At 62.0% G+C, this 14,339-nt stretch carries 8 protein-coding genes, 1 tRNA gene and 2 rRNA genes (1 of these 11 cut by a window edge); 6 read left to right on the forward strand and 5 right to left on the reverse strand.

Features of this window, described 5'->3' with window-relative positions:
• The 3 genes from JVX98_RS07175 to JVX98_RS07185 all read left to right on the forward strand — a co-directional run.
• Positions 1-1,130: ribosomal RNA gene (locus JVX98_RS07175) — 23S ribosomal RNA — on the forward strand; it begins 1,666 nt to the left of the window's first position.
• A 148-nt stretch (positions 1,131-1,278) separates the two neighbouring features.
• Positions 1,279-1,393: ribosomal RNA gene (gene rrf, locus JVX98_RS07180) — 5S ribosomal RNA — on the forward strand.
• A gap of 216 nt (positions 1,394-1,609) precedes the next feature.
• Positions 1,610-1,686: transfer RNA gene (locus tag JVX98_RS07185), tRNA-Met, on the forward strand.
• Between the two features lie 228 nt (positions 1,687-1,914).
• Here the strand turns inward: JVX98_RS07185 and JVX98_RS07190 are convergent.
• From JVX98_RS07190 to JVX98_RS07200, 3 genes are all read right to left on the reverse strand, one after another.
• A complete protein-coding gene (locus tag JVX98_RS07190) occupies positions 1,915-3,960 on the reverse strand; it encodes a PAS domain S-box protein (RefSeq protein ID WP_205236309.1) in 2,046 nt (681 codons plus the stop codon).
• Positions 3,961-4,118: 158 nt separating this feature from the next.
• Positions 4,119-7,844: a response regulator gene (locus tag JVX98_RS07195; RefSeq protein ID WP_205236310.1), complete on the reverse strand. Its 3,726-nt coding sequence runs from the start codon at positions 7,842-7,844 to the stop codon at positions 4,119-4,121.
• A gap of 169 nt (positions 7,845-8,013) precedes the next feature.
• Positions 8,014-9,279: an MFS transporter gene (locus JVX98_RS07200; RefSeq protein ID WP_205236311.1), complete on the reverse strand. Its 1,266-nt coding sequence runs from the start codon at positions 9,277-9,279 to the stop codon at positions 8,014-8,016.
• A 95-nt stretch (positions 9,280-9,374) separates the two neighbouring features.
• On the opposite strand from JVX98_RS07200, the gene JVX98_RS07205 reads away from it, so the two are divergent.
• On the forward strand, positions 9,375-9,824 hold the full coding sequence (locus tag JVX98_RS07205) for a helix-turn-helix domain-containing protein (protein WP_205236312.1): 450 nt from the start codon (positions 9,375-9,377) through the stop codon (positions 9,822-9,824).
• A gap of 115 nt (positions 9,825-9,939) precedes the next feature.
• Entirely contained in the window at positions 9,940-11,124 is a 1,185-nt protein-coding gene (locus JVX98_RS07210; protein ID WP_205236313.1) for a GGDEF domain-containing protein, read from the forward strand.
• 68 nt (positions 11,125-11,192) lie between these two features.
• Here the strand turns inward: JVX98_RS07210 and JVX98_RS32240 are convergent, their stop codons facing one another.
• A complete protein-coding gene (locus JVX98_RS32240) occupies positions 11,193-11,582 on the reverse strand; it encodes a hypothetical protein (protein WP_246764823.1) in 390 nt (129 codons plus the stop codon).
• A 699-nt stretch (positions 11,583-12,281) separates the two neighbouring features.
• Between JVX98_RS32240 and JVX98_RS07220 the strand changes: the two genes are divergently transcribed.
• Positions 12,282-13,466, forward strand: a complete 1,185-nt coding sequence (locus JVX98_RS07220; RefSeq protein WP_205237021.1) for a TCR/Tet family MFS transporter — start codon at positions 12,282-12,284, stop codon at positions 13,464-13,466.
• Between the two features lie 7 nt (positions 13,467-13,473).
• Here the strand turns inward: JVX98_RS07220 and JVX98_RS07225 are convergent, their stop codons facing one another.
• Positions 13,474-14,319: a sulfotransferase gene (locus JVX98_RS07225; RefSeq protein ID WP_205236314.1), complete on the reverse strand. Its 846-nt coding sequence runs from the start codon at positions 14,317-14,319 to the stop codon at positions 13,474-13,476.
• Positions 14,320-14,339: the final 20 nt, after the last annotated feature.

Genomic DNA, 14,339 nt, shown 5'->3' on the forward strand with positions numbered 1-14,339 from the left:
GGTGGCACAGACCAGGGGGTAGCGACTGTTTATCAAAAACACAGGGCTCTGCGAAGTCGCAAGACGACGTATAGGGTCTGACGCCTGCCCGGTGCTGGAAGGTTAAGAGGAGGGGTGCAAGCTCTGAATCGAAGCCCCAGTAAACGGCGGCCGTAACTATAACGGTCCTAAGGTAGCGAAATTCCTTGTCGGGTAAGTTCCGACCTGCACGAATGGCGTAACGACTTCCCCGCTGTCTCCAGCATAGACTCAGTGAAATTGAATTCCCCGTGAAGATGCGGGGTTCCTGCGGTCAGACGGAAAGACCCCGTGCACCTTTACTATAGCTTTACACTGGCATTCGTGTCGGCATGTGTAGGATAGGTGGTAGGCTTTGAAGCAGGGACGCCAGTTCTTGTGGAGCCATCCTTGAAATACCACCCTTATCGTCATGGATGTCTAACCGCGGTCCGTTATCCGGATCCGGGACAGTGTATGGTGGGTAGTTTGACTGGGGCGGTCGCCTCCGAAAGAGTAACGGAGGCGCGCGATGGTGGGCTCAGACCGGTCGGAAATCGGTCGTCGAGTGCAATGGCATAAGCCCGCCTGACTGCGAGACTGACAAGTCGAGCAGAGACGAAAGTCGGTCATAGTGATCCGGTGGTCCCGCGTGGAAGGGCCATCGCTCAACGGATAAAAGGTACGCCGGGGATAACAGGCTGATGACCCCCAAGAGTCCATATCGACGGGGTTGTTTGGCACCTCGATGTCGGCTCATCGCATCCTGGGGCTGGAGCAGGTCCCAAGGGTTTGGCTGTTCGCCAATTAAAGCGGTACGTGAGCTGGGTTCAGAACGTCGTGAGACAGTTCGGTCCCTATCTGCCGTGGGTGTAGGAATATTGACAGGATCTGTCCCTAGTACGAGAGGACCGGGATGGACATATCTCTGGTGGACCTGTTGTCCTGCCAAGGGCATAGCAGGGTAGCTATATATGGAATGGATAACCGCTGAAGGCATCTAAGCGGGAAACCAACCTGAAAACGAGTATTCCCTTGAGAACCGTGGAAGACGACCACGTTGATAGGCTGGGTGTGGAAGTGCGGCAACGCATGAAGCTTACCAGTACTAATCGTTCGATTGGCTTGATCGTTCCCATTGCTTGTGTTCATCACAAGGCGATTGCAAAGCATTCGCCGAGATGAACGACGTGTTCAAAACAAAACGAGTTCGCTTAAACCCGAACTCACCAGCTTCTCATCCGGTTTGAGCCCGCAAGCTCAAATCTTGCGCTTTGCCGACCTGGTGGTTCTGGCGGGGTGGCTGCACCCGTTCCCATTCCGAACACGGCCGTGAAACGCCCCAGCGCCGATGGTACTTCGTCTTAAGACGCGGGAGAGTAGGTCGCTGCCAGGTCTGCAAAACGCAAGATAAAACGCCGGAAATCTTCTCGACACACTCTTCGGCCCTGCCGAAACACAAGGGCCGCCAACAAGCGGCCTTTTTGCGTAAGTAAGATCAGACAAACCAACGGGATTTTGCGCACGCAAAACCCGGACCGGTTAAACGGGATTTTGCCTTCGGCAAAACCCGCAATGAGCGGATAAATCCCAAAGGGATTTACCGCGATGGCGCGGGGTGGAGCAGCCCGGTAGCTCGTCAGGCTCATAACCTGAAGGCCGCAGGTTCAAATCCTGCCCCCGCAACCAAATCACACAAAAGCCCCCTGCAGAAATGCCAGGGGGCTTTTTGCGTTTAAACCGCAGGGAAAAGACCCAGACGGGCGCAAGCGGACAGATCAGGCAACGACCAAAGAGCCGATCACACCCGCCAGGATCGCATTCAGCCCAAACGCACGCTCAAGTGGGACATAATGGCCGCAAGCCAAGAGGACGTGCAAAGGGCCATCGATCGCGGCGGCGGCCTGCAAAAGGCCCTCACTCCGGCGGCTGCAGGCGATCCTTGGGGACGATCAGGCGTATGATCAGGCCTTGCGAGTGCCACTGGCGGAGAATTTCGCCGCCGAACTGCCTTTCGATCGTCAGCTTGGCGAGCTTGGTGCCGAAGCCCTCGGTCTCGGTCTGGGTTACCGGAGGCCCGCCCTGTTCGGTCCATTTGAGTTCCAGGGTTTCCCCGCGATCGATGCATTCGATGTCGAGGGAACCGGTGGCGGTCGAGAGGGCGCCGTACTTGGCGGCGTTGGTGGCGAACTCGTGGACGACCAGGGAAAAGCCGGTGATCGCGGCGCGCGGGATGCCAAGATCGCAGCCTCGCGTCGTGACCCGGCGAAGGCCTTGGGGCGTATCGCCGTCATAGGGTGAGAGCAATGTCGAAAGCAGCGCCTGCAGATTGGCTCGGCCTTCGCCTGCACCGTCACGGTCCGGCGTCGGCAGAGTGAGCACGTGCGCGCGCGCCAGCGACCCCAACCGCGCGACGACAGCAGACGCCAGTTCTTCGGCGGATGCGGCGGCCTTGGCGCTCAGCGACACGACGCTGCTCGAGACCATGAACAGGTTCTTCACCCGGTGCGCCATCTCCTGGATCAGCAGATCCTTCTGCTGTTCGGCCTGCCGGCGCTCGCTGATGTCACGGGCGATCTTGGAAGCGCCGACGACCACGCCGGTACTGTCGCGGATCGGTGAAATCCGCAGCGAGATCGGGATCAGCCCGCCATCCTTGCGCTGTCTGACGGTCTCGAAGTGGTCGACGCGCTGACCGGCGCGAACCTTTGCCAGGATCTCCAGTTCTTCGCCGAGGCGATCCTCCGGGATCAGCAGCGTGACCGGGCTGCCGAACGCTTCCTCGACCGTATAGCCATAGAGGCGCTCGGCGCCGACGTTCCAACTGGTGATAATGCCGTCCAGATCCATCGACAGGATCGCATCTTCCGAGGATTCGACGATCGCCGCCAGTTGCTGGGCCGCGCGTTCCGCCTGGCGGCGGATCGCAAGCTCATTTTCGGCTGCCTTGAGCAGATGGGCGTTGTCGATGGCGATCGCGGCATGCGCGGCGATCGAGGTCACCGTCGCCTCGGTCTCGGCCGTAAAGACACCTGGCAGATCATGGCCGAAGAAAAGCCCGCCGTGGACATCACCGGACCGTGAGAGCACCGGAACAGCGAGGTAGCTTACCACCGGCAGGTGACCCTTCGGCATGCCGAAATGCGGCGCGGATTTTCCATAACGCGGGTCGGTTCGGATGTCGTCGGAGCGTACGAGGCCGCTACCGCGAAAGGTCGGATCGAACACGGCGGTGTTGCGCGGCAACTGGAAATTCTCGAACGCCGCGCGCGGTGCGCCCGAGAGGGTGTAGAGCGTGTAGCGCTCGCCGTCCGGGTCGGTGAGATTGTAGAAGAAGGCGCCGAACTTTGCGCCTGTCAGCTCCGTGGCGGCATCGGTCACGGTCTGCACGATGTGATCGAGATCGAGATTGCCGGCGATTGCCTTGGCTATTCGGTCGACCGCCTGCAGCCGGCGCTCGGCGGCCTTGCGCTGGGAAATGTCGAGGATGCTGACATAGGTGCGCTCGCAGCGCGCGCCTTCGAACGTGACGGTGAAGACCACATGCAGCCGCCGGCCGCGCAACGTCTGCACGACGGCCTCGCTGCCGAAGCGCCTCTGACCCTGCCACAGCGTCACCAGTTCTTCGAGAAAGATCGGCGCCGTCTCCGGCAGAAAGACGTTGGAGAGCGACCGCAGCAGCTCGTCCTTCTCGGTGGCCTCGAACAGTTCCACAGTGAAAGGATTGACGTCGACGATACGCACCTGCGCGATCGCTTCAGTCAGCCGCTCGGGGTGCGCCTTCAGATGGGCGCGTAGATCCTCGACACCGTCCGAGCGAAGCCGATCCAAGAGGTCGCAGACCCCGGAAAAGTCCTGCTCCCAGACTGCGACTCCGGCGTTCTCGAAAATCTCGCGAAACCGCGCCTCGCTCTCGCGATAGGGCTGTTCGGGGGCGTTTGCGCCGCTATTGTCGACCAGCATATTGACCGCTCCCACGAACTCGAAGTGGAACCGCATCGGTGATGGCCACACGTTGCGAAAGGCCGCCGCTGCTTGGCGGGGCGTTCTGAAAAACTACCGCAAGCGCGCCGAAATGCAACGGTGTCCGAGGGGAAGAAGGCTCTATCAAGCGTCCTCCCTCAGTGCCGGAAACGCAAGATGGACTTGGGCTCGGCGACGAGCAGCGCCGCGGCCTCGAGCAGTTGTCGAGGGTTGAACGGCTTTGCCAGCAGAGCGGTGTCGGCAAAGCCGGGCGGCAGAGCCTCGCGACCGTAGCCGGATACGAAGACGAAGGGGACCTTCTTGTCGGTCAAGGCTGCGGCGATCGCATCAACCGGCTGGCCGCGCAGATTGGCATCGAGCAGCGCGGCATCCAGCGCCATCTCGTCGATCAGCCGCAACGCATCACCGGGTGTCGCCGCAGGCCCGGCGACCTCAGCATCCTCTTCCTCCAGGATAGCGGCGATTTCGAAGGCGATCAGCGCCTCATCCTCAACCACCAATATGCGCTTTCCCTTGAGCTTCGTCGGCGCAGCCTCGGCACCGGCGGCCGGTCCTTCCGGCAAAGGTTCCTCCGCGTCGGGCTTGGCACTCAGTGGAACATCGGCCTCGAGCGGGAGCCGCACCTCCCATCGCATGCCATCGGCCTCGGTCGTCAGGCGGGCACTTCCCCCGCCGCCCGTCGCAACCTTTTCGATCAGCCGCGTGCCGAAGCCTCGACCAAGCGGGGCTTTGAGCGGCGGTCCGCCCCGTTCGGTCCAGTTGAGACACAGCGCACCGCCGGTCACGCTCCAATCGATCGAGACCGTTCCCTTGTTCAAGGAAAGCGCGCCGTGTTTTGCCGCGTTGGTCCCGAGTTCATGGAGGACCATCGCCATATGCGTTGCCGTCTGCGCATCGAACCGCACGGGCGGCCCTGAGATCGTGACGCGGCGCTCGTCGGCGGTTCCCCACAAGAGCTGATCACGAATGATGTCGTCGAGATCAGCGCCTTCCCAGGCCGTACGGGTCAGCAGCGAGTGCATGCGTGACATCGACTGCAGGCGTCCACTGAAGCTGGCTGCAAAATCCGCGGGGTCCTTGGCTGAACGCAACGTATGCTGGGCGATCGCCTGAACCGAAGCGAGCATGTTCTTGACCCGGTGGCTGAGCTCGCTGAGCAGGCGTTGCTGGGTCTCTTCCGCCCGCTTGCGGTCGGTGATGTCACGCGCCGCGCCGAACCATTCGGCGATGTCCCCTTTGCCATCGAGCATGGGTATCGCACGCGAATGGGTCCAGCCAAGACTGCCGTCGCGGCGGATGACCCGGTGCTCCATTTCGAAGACGGCCTTGCTGTCGATGGCATCGCTGATGCGAGCGAGCATCAGCGTCTGGTCTTCGGCCGGTATGTAGGCTTCGAGCCAGCTGTCGCTCGGCTCGTCGGTGTCGGCGACGAAGTCCTTGCCCTGCAGAAACCGCATCTCGCGCCAGTCAGGACCCATGCGGTAGACGACATCCGAACTCGCGGTGACCAGAGCGCGGAAACGCTCTTCGCTCGCGCGCAGGGTTTCGGCGACCTCGGTGCGATATTGAGAGATCTTCAGGTGCGCCTCGATCCGGGCCAAGAGTTCGCGCGCGCTGAAGGGCTTGATCAAGTAGTCGTCAGCACCCGCCTGCATGCCCTCGATCCGGCTTTCCTCGCCGGCGCGCGCGGAAAGAAGAATGATCGGCACGGAGTTTGTGCGCGTATCCGCGCGCAGGCGCCTGAGCAGTTCGATCCCGTCGAAGCCTGGCACCATGATGTCCGTGACGATCAGGTTCGGTTTTTGCGACGCGACGGCGGCGAGTGCGTCTTCGCCGTTGCCAACGATCTTGAGGTCGTATTGCGCGCCGAGAAGCCGGCGCAGGTAGTCGCGCATGTCGGCATTGTCATCGACGACCAGCAGGGTTCGGCGGCCGCCGTTTCGTGTTTGCGCCGGATGTGGCGCCGGTTCGACCTCGGGGAGCCCCGCATCCGAGGACGGATGATCCGGCAGCCATTGCAGCGCCTCCTCCACGAATGGCACGGCGCCGATCGTGGTCGACGAGCGATCTTCGCCGTTGCCATGGCCATTGCCCTCGCCATTTCGGTGTATTGCGGGCGCGCGGCTGCCTTTGGGGATCGTCACGCGTATGGTCGTGCCTTCGTCGAGGTGACTTTCGGCCGAGACCGTTCCGCCGTGTAGCTTCACCAATTCCTGGACGAGGGCGAGCCCGATGCCTGAGCCCTCCTGGCTGCGACCCCTTGCGCCTTCGACACGATGGAAGCGCTCGAACAGCCGGGGCATCTCGTTGGCCGGAATGCCGATGCCGGTATCACGGACCGTCAGCACGAAATTGTCGTCCCCGGCCGCGAGTTTGACGGCGACGTCGCCCTTGAGAGTGAATTTGAAGGCGTTCGAGAGCAGATTGAGAACAATCTTTTCCCACATCTGCCGATCGACATAGGCCGGTTCCGGCAACGGCGGCGTGTCGACGGTCAGGTTCAGCCCGGCCATTTCCATCGCCGATCGAAAAGCGCTGGCAAGCTCCGCCGTTGCCGTCGCAAGGTTCGTCGGCTCGAAGCGCGCCTGCAGCCGCCCGGCTTCGATTCGCGAGAATTCAAGCAGCGTGTTGACCAGCTTGAGCAGGCGCAGCGAGTTGCGATGGGCAATGAGCAGACGGTCGCGATCGTCGGGGCGCTCGCCGCTGCGGGCCAGCAGGTCCTCAATGTGGCCGAGCATCAGCGTGATCGGCGTGCGGAACTCATGGCTGACATTGGAAAAGAAAACGGTTTTCGCCTTGTCTATTTCCGCTAGTGCCTCGGAACGCTTACGCTCGTCCTCATAGGACTGCGCATTGGCGATGGCGCTGGCCATCTGGGCCCGCATGAGATGCAAGAAGTCGTGGTAGTGCTCGTCGAGCTTCAGGCGAGGATTGATGCCGACCACGAGAAAACCGGCTGCATCGCGGGCATTGGCTGCAGGCAGCGGAAGCACGACTGCCGTGTGCGGCAGGTTGGGATGGTTTTTGCTCGCGGAAGGCGGGAAACGGCGTCCGAGATCATCGACAAGGATGGGGTTCAGTTCGGCACCGAAATGCCAGCCTGCGGAACTGTCCTGTTGCGCCAACTCTACCTTTGCCGGGCATAGCGCTTGGTTCGGTTTAAGGCCAGCCAAGCCAGAAAGCCGGGCTCGTTTGCGGCCGGGCTCCACGAGGTAGAGAAGCGCGAAGGGCACGTCTCGTTCGTGCTTCTTGAATGTTTCCGTTGCGATCGCGCAGGCCTCGTCGGGCGTTCGCGCATCGCCAGAGCGGGAAGCGAGATCCCGAAGGACCACGATACGACGTTCTCCGATTACCTTTTCGGAAATTTCGGTCACGGTGGCGAGCACGCCGCCAATGCCATTTGGTGCGGTTTCGTCCGGCACGGGGCTGTAGGCGATGGTGAAATGGGTTTCTTCCAGGAAGCCGTGCCTGTTGATTTCGAGCTCGATGTCATCGTTCCAGGTGGCTGGACCGCCATTGAAGGGCGTGTCGATCAGCGGCTTCAAGACATGCCAGATCTCGCTCCAGCATTCGCTGACCGGTTTGCCGAGTGCCCAGGGGTGTTTTGCGCCGAGCACCGGGCGATAGGCCTCGTTGTAGATCGAGACATATTGCGGCCCCCACCACAAAAGGAGCGGAAACCGGTTGCGCAGGAGGAAGGGGACCATGATCTTCAGCGTCGGCGACCAATTCTCCATCGGTCCGAGCGGGGTCGGCGACCAGTCAAAGTCGTCGATCAGCGACTGCATCTCGTCGTGAGCTGCCGGCCACGCCTTTTCCTTGGTTGCTAGCTCGTTGACGGACGCGTTTTCGCCGTCTGACATGGCGTTGATCCCCGATAGATGACGCTCAAGCAACGTAAACGCTCGGTTTCGGTAACGGTTCCCTAGCTGTGAGCCGTACGATGTCGGGACGCTTTTGGGACGCGGAGGAGAGCCGTTGGAGAGAAGCATGACCGTCTCCCGCCGAGGGCGGCCATGCGCGGTGGTGAAGCTAGCCGTTCAGCACCGTGCCATCTTGCGGATTTGCAGGTTTCGTCGCCAGCCAGAAGAGCAACGTAACGAGGCTGAGCGCTGCGCCCATCAGACAGACGCCCTGCCATCCGCCATGGGCGTAGGCGACGGTTGAGAGGGACGATCCGAGCCCGCTGCCGAGCGAATAGAACAGCATATAGGCGGCGGTCAGCCGGTTCTGGGCTTCCGGTCGCACGCGATAGATCAGAGCCTGGTTCGTCACGTGCACGGCCTGAAGCCCGAAGTCGAGGATGAGGACGCCGGCAACGAGCCACAGAAGCGAATGGTCCAGAAGCGAAATCGGCAGCCACGCGGCGAGTATCAGCGCGAGCGATATCCCTGTCGTCCGCTGTCCAAATCCGAGATCGGCCCAGTGTCCGGCTCGCGAGGCGGCGAGCGCTCCGGCAATCCCTGCCAACCCAAAGAGGCCGACCTCAGTATGCGAAAGCGAAAAGGGCGGCACGCTCAGCGGCAGGACAAGCGGGGTGAGCAGCGTCGTCACGTTGGCGAAGATCAACATCGCGATGATGCCGCGGACGCGCAGAACCGGCTCCTGGGAAATTAGCATGAAAGTGGAGGAGACAAGGCGGAGATAGCTAAGCTTGCTCGTTTCCCGTTGTTGATGTGGCAGCAGCTTGTAAAGCAGCAGCGCGATCAAGAGGGTAAGCGCGGCAGATACAAAATAAACCGCCCGCCAGCCGGCCAGATCGGTCAGCAATCCCGCGACGGCGCGAGCCGACAAAATGCCGATGACGATGCCGCTGGTGACAAATCCGACCACCCGGCCCCGTTCCGCAGGGTGGGAGAGGCTGGCCGCATAGGCAACCAGCGCCTGCGTGAGCACGGCGAGCATGCCAACTGCGGCAATGGAAACCATCAGCATTTCGACGGTCGCCGAAAAAGCGACGAAGCCAAGGGCGACGACCGAAAGCAGCGACTGAAAGATGATGATCTTACGGCGATCGAAAAGATCTCCGAGGGGAACAAGTAGGATCAGCCCGAGCGCGTAGCCAAGTTGGGTTGCGCCGACGATCAGGCCGGCGCGGGTTTCCGACAGATCGAGATCGGCAGCCATGACGTCGATCAAGGGGTGAGCGAAATAGGCGTTGGCGACGGCGAGGCCGGCGGCGAAGGCAAAGAGTGTCATCATCGGACGCGTCAGCCGCGATGCCGGGCGGGCACTGCCGACCGGGCAGGGGACATCGTTTGCAGCGCCGGCCGGCACCGCAGCAATTTTACCATCCATTGGACGTGTTCCTTGTTTTGGTTTAATAATGAAACCAAGGAATGGATATCATTTTGGTTTCATAATGCAACCAAAATTCCAGATGGAGATTATGCATGGTGGCCCGCAGACGGCTGAAGGAAGACTATTGCCCGAGCGCGCGATCGCTGGATGCGATCGGCGACTGGTGGTCGCTGCTAATCGTGCGCGATGCTTTCGATGACGTCCGCCGCTTCAGCGACTTTCAAAAGAGCCTCGGCATTGCCAAGAACATCCTGACCGAACGCCTGAAAACGCTCGTCGAGCGCGGCATTCTCGAAACGGTTCCGGCCGGCGAGGCGAAGGCCCGGGTCGAGTACCAGTTGACGGCGATGGGCCGCGACCTCTTTCCGGTCATGGTCGCCTTGCGGCAGTTCGGGGAAAAGCATCTGTTTCAGCCGGGTGAGAAGCATTCCCAATTGGTCGAGAAGGAAACGGGCCTTCCGGTCAAGCTCGATATCCGCACACAGGATGGCAAGCCGATCGATGCGGCAGGAACAGTGCTGATCAAGGTTCCCGAGGCGTGACGTCGCTTCAGGCCGGTTCGCGCGCCCGATGCAATGAACCGTTCTAACTTTAGACGAATATTCAGCTTTCTCTGCTAGTCTGCACCGAGTCTTTCCGCAGTTCGGGAAATGGGCGATGGGCGTTGTGACGCTAGACCAGGTAGAAGGCCAGATCGCGCGGGGCTTTCGCTATCTGCATTTTTCGCCGGAGATTGAAGAACTCTTCCGCAAGGACTATGCGGCAGAGCGCGTGCGGCTCGCCACAATCTGGGGCGTGATCGGCATCTTCATCTACGATCTCGTCTATTTCGGCGACCATACCATGTTGCCGGATGTCTTCGCCGGGTTGTTCACCGTTCGCTTCCTGGTGTTCACGCCCTTCGTCATTGCCTGCATCCTGGCGGTGCGCCGCTGGCCGGACGCCCGTCTCTACGACGTCCTGGCGGTGGCGATCGCGGTGCTCGGCGTCACCTTGCCGATGGCGGTGGCCACGCAGAGCACCAGTCCCTACCTTTTCGTCTACCAGAACGGCAATTCCGCCGCCTTCCTGTTCTTCGTCATCGCGCTCCGGCCGCGGTTCTTGGCCGTCGTTTCGGGGCTTGCGCTGATGTGCGCGTCGCATTTCACCACGACGCATCTGACCGGCGCTTTCGACGACGTAACCTATTCCGGCATCATCACCTTCTATCTGACGCTGTCGATCTTCCTGGCGGTGAGCGCCTATTTCCTGGAGCAGAAGGACCGGCAGAATTTTCTCAATCAGCTGAGAGGCAGCCTCCTTTGCCAGCAACTCGAACGCAACGCTGAGCGGGATGAACTGACGGGTCTGTTGAACCGCCGGTCGCTGGCGCGGATCGGCGGCATGCTTTGGAACGAAGCACCGGGCGACACCGCGATTTCGGCGATCTTGCTCGACATCGACCACTTCAAGCGGTTCAACGACGTTCACGGCCATATCGAAGGCGATGCCTGCATCCGTGCCGTCTCGCAGTGCATCCGCTCCACGGTCGACGAGGCTGCCTTCGTCTTCCGTTTCGGCGGGGAAGAGATACTGGTGCTGGCGCCCGGACGGGAGCCCCTGCCGGCTTTGGCGATGGCAGAGCGGATCAGGATGGCGATCGAAGGGCTGCGCCTACCGCATCGCGGACTGACCGATGGCTGCGTGACCGCGAGCCTCGGGGCAGCGACGGCGATCGCCGCGGATACCACGCTCGAGCGGCTGCTGCAGAAGGCAGACGACGCGCTTTACGAAGCCAAGCGCATGGGCAGGAATACGGTCGTGCTGGCCAAGGACGCCGAGCCAGACGCGCAGGTCGCCTAAGCGGCAGTCGAGCCGGGAAAGGTGTGGCCTCCCGGCCTCCAAATAAGCGACAGGTCCGGCGTGCCCTTTCAACAGGGGACGGCGATGACGCGATCGGCCGAGGGGTGGGGGAGGATGTCCATCTGCACCCCGTAGATGCGTTCGAGGGTCGTCTTTTCCATGATCCGGTTCGGCCGGCCGCTGGCGACGAGCCGGCCGGAATGGAGCGCGACGATCTGGTCGCAGAAGCGGCTCGCCATGTTGATGTCGTGCAGCACGAGAATGACAGTCAGCCCGCTGGCGCGTGGCAAGGTGCGAACGAGTGAAAGCACCTCGATCTGGTGGGTGACGTCGAGAGCGGCCGTTGGCTCGTCTGGCAGCGGGCATGCCGCGTTTTGCGCCAGCAGCATCGCGAGCCAGGCGCGCTGGTGTTCGCCGCCGGAAAGTGTGTCCACCAGCCGGTCGGCGAGCGGAAGCATGTCCGTGCGCTCCAGCGCCCGCTCGACGCTTTCGCGGTCGTCAGGTCCGAACCGGCCGAGCGCCCCCGTACCAGGAGTAGCGACTCATGGCCGCCAGTTCCCGAACCGTCATGGCCGGAACGGCGGGGATCTGCTGCGGCAGATAGGTGAGCCGGCGCGCAAACTCGCGGGTTGGCCAGACGTCGAGGAGCCCGCCATCGAACTTCGCCATCCTCCGCCGAACCGGCGCGCGACGACAGATAGCGTGAAAGGCCCGCACGCTCGCGCATGAAGATCAAAGCCAGCTTGTCGTCACGGCTTTTCATCGGATTGAAGTCGCCCCTGCCATCCCCGCACCGGTGCCGGCTCGGGGAATGGGATAGCCGGCCACAGACCGGAGCGCAATAGTGGAGTTTAAATATCATGTTATAGGCGTGTGCGGCGATAGGGATTGCGGCGCGCGGCTATCTGACGTAAATATTGCCCGTCGCGAAAAGCGACCGCTTCCCTTGATCCGCTCAGTGGCGGAGTAAACAGGTGGACGAATTGGCGTCCAGGCGGTCGAGTACATGCCATCCCCGCCTATTTCGGCGCGGATCGGCCAGCGTCTCCCAGAACCAGATATCTGACATTTCGTCAGCCCCTGCTCGCGAGCCATTGGCGCCTGGCGGTGCCGCACGCTCGCGTCTACCGGAGCGTGCCATGACCACACCCCCTACCATGAAGAAACCACTTATCGTCATTTTTGCTGCCATTGTCCTCGATGCCGTCGGAATCGGGCTGATCTTTCCCATTCTGCCGTCGCTGCTGAAGGAAGTTACGCAGACGGACGACGTCGCGCCGCTCATCGGCACCATGACAGCCCTCTATGCAGTGATGCAGTTCGTGTTTGCACCGGTGCTCGGTGCACTCAGCGACCGCATCGGCCGCCGGCCTGTCTTGCTGCTTTCCCTTGGCGGCGCCGCCGTCAACTACCTGTTTCTGGCTTTCGCCTCCAACCTCTGGATGCTTTTCGCAGGTCGCGCGATCGCCGGCCTGACGAGCGCCAACCTGGCGGTGGCGACGGCCTATATCACCGACATCTCGCCGGAGGACAAACGCGCCCGCCGCTTCGGCCTGTTCAATGCCATGTTCGGAATCGGCTTTATCGTCGGCCCGGTGCTGGGCGGCATCCTCGGCGACCATGGCTTGCGGCTGCCCTTCATTGCAGCCGCCGTTCTCAACGCCTGCAATCTGCTGCTGGCGCTCTTCGTCCTGCCGGAATCGCGCATTCCCAGCCGGGAGAGGATCGATCTGGCCGCGCTCAATCCGCTCCGTCCGCTCGGCTGGGCTTTCTCCACCAAGGGCCTGATGCCGATCGTCGTTCTGTTCATCGCCTTGAGCGCGACGGGCGAGGCCTACAGCGCCTGCTGGGCCCTGTGGGGCAGCGATGCCTTTCACTGGAACGGGCTGTGGATCGGTCTTTCGCTTGGCGCCTTCGGGGTCTGCCAGGCCCTCGCCCAGGCATTCCTCCCCGGCCCGGCCGTGAAACGGCTCGGCGAACGCGCGACAATCCTGACAGGCGTTGCCGGCGCGTGCGTCGGCTTGATCGTCATGGCATTTGCGACGGAAGGCTGGATGATCTTCGCCGTCATGCCGATCTTCGTGCTCGGCGGCATCGGCGCGCCGGCCTTGCAGTCCCTTGCGACCCGCCAGGTTGATGAGACCCAGCAGGGCCAGTTTCAGGGCGTGCTGGCGTCAGCGGTGAGCCTGGCGTCGATCGCCAGCCCGCTCGCTTTCTCAAGCTTCTATTTCGTCTTCCGGCAGGAATGGCCAGGCGCCATCTGGCTGTCGGTCGTCGCCCTCTATCTGGTGGCCGTACCGCTCGTTCTGTCGCTACGATTTGGGCGACCCGCCGAGGGCTAGGCCGGCATCAGGCCGCTGGTCGCGCGCTGCCGGCGGCCGCCTGCAGCCAGCCCGAAAGGTCCTGCTTCAGAAGCGCGCCGAGTCTTTCGGTTTCCGGCGCGTAGAATTCGACCAGCCGGTTGCGCAGGTCCGTCGGCAACGGCACATAGTCGAGTTCGCGGGCGACCATCGAGCGCAGGCCTTTCACGATGGGATTGCTGCGGAACGGTGCCGCGATCGGCTTTAGCGGCTGAAGAAATCGGCGCAGCTTCGGCGGCACGACAGGCACCGTCTTGTCCTTGACCTTGTTGACGACCGGATGCAGCGGCGCGGACAGCTGCAGAAAGTCTCTGACCGCGTCGAGATGCGCCTGCGGGTTCTGGCGCATATGCTCATAGAGCAGAACCTGCAGGTTTTCAGCCGGAAACAGATCGAGATAGGCTTCCAGCTGGCGGCAATAGAGACCGCCGACCAGGAAACGTCCGCCCTTTGCCTGGCGTGGATCGAGATACCGGGTGATGTCGGTGCCGACTTCCCCGCGGCGATAGAGCATGCAGTAGTCGGAATAGGCGCGGTCGACGGGATTGCGCAGCTGCGCGATCAGCCGTGCCCGCGGCAGCGCCTTCTTGATGCGGGCCGCCGCTTCCGGCTCGTCGAGATAGGAGTTGGATTTCTCGCCGACGATGGTCTGCTCAGGCTTGGGCTCGAATTGGTCCAGATACCAGGCGTCGCCCTTGTCGAAGTTTCGGCTGAAGAAGTGCAGCTCGGGATCCGGCATGTAGACGGAAGGGTTTTGCTGCAGCGACTGCTGTAGCCAGGTGGTCGCGCTCTTCGCGGCGCCGATGATCAGGAAATCGATATCCGAGAGCTGCATGTCGTTCTCTTTCTTTCCGC

It is taken from the genome of Ensifer sp. PDNC004, from assembly GCF_016919405.1.
Classification (GTDB): domain Bacteria; phylum Pseudomonadota; class Alphaproteobacteria; order Rhizobiales; family Rhizobiaceae; genus Ensifer.

Excerpts from the sequence above, each read along its gene's own strand:
- JVX98_RS07210 (WP_205236313.1), top strand. The coding sequence starts at position 9,940 with ATGGGCGTTGTGACGCTAGACCAGGTAGAAGGCCAGATCGCGCGGGGC.
- JVX98_RS07200 (WP_205236311.1), bottom strand. The coding sequence starts at position 9,279 with ATGGATGGTAAAATTGCTGCGGTGCCGGCCGGCGCTGCAAACGATGTC.
- JVX98_RS32240 (WP_246764823.1), bottom strand. The coding sequence starts at position 11,582 with ATGCTTCCGCTCGCCGACCGGCTGGTGGACACACTTTCCGGCGGCGAA.
- JVX98_RS07205 (WP_205236312.1), top strand. The coding sequence starts at position 9,375 with ATGGTGGCCCGCAGACGGCTGAAGGAAGACTATTGCCCGAGCGCGCGA.
- JVX98_RS07220 (WP_205237021.1), top strand. The coding sequence starts at position 12,282 with ATGAAGAAACCACTTATCGTCATTTTTGCTGCCATTGTCCTCGATGCC.
- JVX98_RS07195 (WP_205236310.1), bottom strand. The coding sequence starts at position 7,844 with ATGTCAGACGGCGAAAACGCGTCCGTCAACGAGCTAGCAACCAAGGAA.
- JVX98_RS07190 (WP_205236309.1), bottom strand. The coding sequence starts at position 3,960 with ATGCTGGTCGACAATAGCGGCGCAAACGCCCCCGAACAGCCCTATCGC.
- JVX98_RS07225 (WP_205236314.1), bottom strand. The coding sequence starts at position 14,319 with ATGCAGCTCTCGGATATCGATTTCCTGATCATCGGCGCCGCGAAGAGC.